Source organism: Dermacoccus sp. Ellin185, assembly GCF_000152185.1.
Taxonomy (GTDB): domain Bacteria; phylum Actinomycetota; class Actinomycetes; order Actinomycetales; family Dermatophilaceae; genus Dermacoccus; species Dermacoccus nishinomiyaensis.
Map to the genome: position 1 here is coordinate 1 of NZ_AEIQ01000116.1, position 2,174 is coordinate 2,174.

Here is a 2,174-nt window from a genome sequence, read left to right on the forward strand (position 1 = left end):
GGCGGCCGCGGCCGGCGCGTCGAGGCGCGTCGCCGTCAGCCCGCCGACGAGGTCGCCGAGCGCGCGCAGCGCCACCGAATCCTCGCCGAGCGACGGCAGGACGCGCTCGATGTACGCGGTGTAGGCGGCCGACGGGCCGACGACGAGGATGCCGCCCGACTCGAATCGGCGCCGATCCGAGTAGAGCAGGTAGGCCGCGCGGTGCAGCGCGACGACGGTCTTGCCCGTGCCCGGCCCACCCGTGATGAGGGTGACGCCGCGCGCGTCGGCGCGGATCGCCTCGTCCTGGTGGCGCTGGATCGTCGCCACGATGTCGCGCATCCGCGCCCCGCGCGAGCGCGTCAGGGCGGCCATGAGCGCGCCGTCACCGACGACCGTCATGCCCTCCGGCGCCTCCACCGTCATGAGGTCGTCCTCGACGCCGAGGACGCGAGCGTCACGGCAGCGCAGCACGCGGCGGCGCACGACCTTCTCCGGGGCGACGGGCGTCGCGCGGTAGAACGGTGACGCCGCCGGCGCGCGCCAGTCGATGACGAGCGGTTCGTACTCGTCGTCACGCACGCCGAGGCGGCCGATGTAACGCACCTCTAGGTCGTCACCCGAGCCGGTGGAGACGAACCCGCCGGGGGCGTCGTTCGCGTCCGCACCCGCCGTCATCGCGTGGTCGAGGTCGAGGCGCCCGAAGACGAGGCCCTCGAACTGCTGCTCGAGTGTCGCGCGTCGCTTGCCGGCGGAGAACATGAGCGCGTCGCGCTCGAACAGGCCGGCCTTCTCCTCGTCGCGCATGTCGCCGGAGCGGCTCGCGCGCCCGCGCGCGAGGCCTTCGGATTCGACGATGCCGACGCGCTCGCCGGCCTTCGCCAGTTCGGCGTAGACGCGCTCGACGTGCGCCTGTTCGATCGCGATCTCGCGGGTGACCTCGTCGGGTAGTTCGTCGACCTGGCCGGCCGGACGTCCCTCAACCGTGCTCACGCAGTGCTTCCCCTCGCCGTGCTGGCTCACCGCGCCGCCCGCGGATGACCCTCTACCTTAGAGCGTTCGTCGGCCCGCACGGCGCGTCGGGGTTCATGTCGCGACAGGGCTCACAACCAGCCGCGTCGGGCGGCCAGCACCCCGGCCTGAAACCGTGTCTGGGCGTTGAGGCGATCCATGACGCTGCGGACGCGCCGATCGAACGTGCGCTGGCTGACGCCGACGCGACGCGCCACGGTGGCGTCGGGCACTCCTGCGGCGAGCAGCGTCAGGATGAGGCGCTCCTGGTCGCTCAACGCATCCGACGTGGCAGCCTGCACACCGTCCGTGCGCTGGCGCGCCATGGACTGCGTCGACGCACGCGGATGGGTCGCGGCGAGGGGAGCGGCGAGGCGCAGCATGAGGTCGATCGTCGACGACACCGCCGCGACGAGTCCGGCGTCGTGCACGACGAGCCCCGCCACACCGCCACCGCTGACGGTCTCGATGACGGCCATCCCGTCGTCGTTGACGGCGGCGGTGAACGGAACGCCCGTCGCAAGGGTGACGCGGACGTTCGGCGTGGGTTGCAGAGAGGCGAAGTCGTCGGCGTCGAAGTCGGCGACCAGGCTCGAGTCGATGACGGTGTCGACCGTCACGAGACGTTGCGAGGCGCCGACGCGCCCGTCGCGTGAACCGGGCAGCGCGTCGAGGATGGGCGAGCGCGTCGCGATGGATCGCGTGCGCATGGCTCGCACCTCATGACGAGCGTTCGCGACGCACTGGGCGAACGCGAACGCGACCTCGCGCTCGCCGTCGAGCGCGTCGGTGCCTTCTAAAAGTCGGTTCGCGCCCGTGGCCTTCGCGGCGTTGCGGTGGGCGGCGACGAGGCCCGGCAACGCGGCGCGGATACTCGTCGCGCGTGACTCGAGCTGCCCCGCGAGGGTGGGCAGCGCCTGCTCCGGGGGCGTGACCCGCCACCCCGACGAATCCCGCTCGACCATGGCACGCGCGGTGAGGATGCGCAGGGCGACGGCGGTAGCCTCAACGGCGAATCCGGCTGCGGCGAGATCGGCCTCGTCGCACGCGCCGTGCATGAGCAGGTGGAGGTAGAGCTCGGTCGGACGGTGCTCGCCGATGAGGTCGGCGAGCGCGTTCGTCGTCGCAGCGCCCTCGGGCATCATCGCGGCGAGGTCGGCGATCGCGTCGGCGGGCGTGCCGCC

Annotated in this window: 2 protein-coding genes; both read right to left on the reverse strand. The window is 72.7% G+C overall.

The features are described 5' to 3' along the window. Positions 1-972, reverse strand: a 972-nt coding sequence (locus HMPREF0321_RS13295) for a UvrD-helicase domain-containing protein (protein WP_006947164.1), incomplete at its 3' end; no start/stop codon positions are given. Positions 973-1,082: 110 nt separating this feature from the next. After that, the coding region (locus HMPREF0321_RS13300; RefSeq protein WP_006947170.1) for a response regulator transcription factor at positions 1,083-2,174 on the reverse strand (1,092 nt) is incomplete at its 5' end.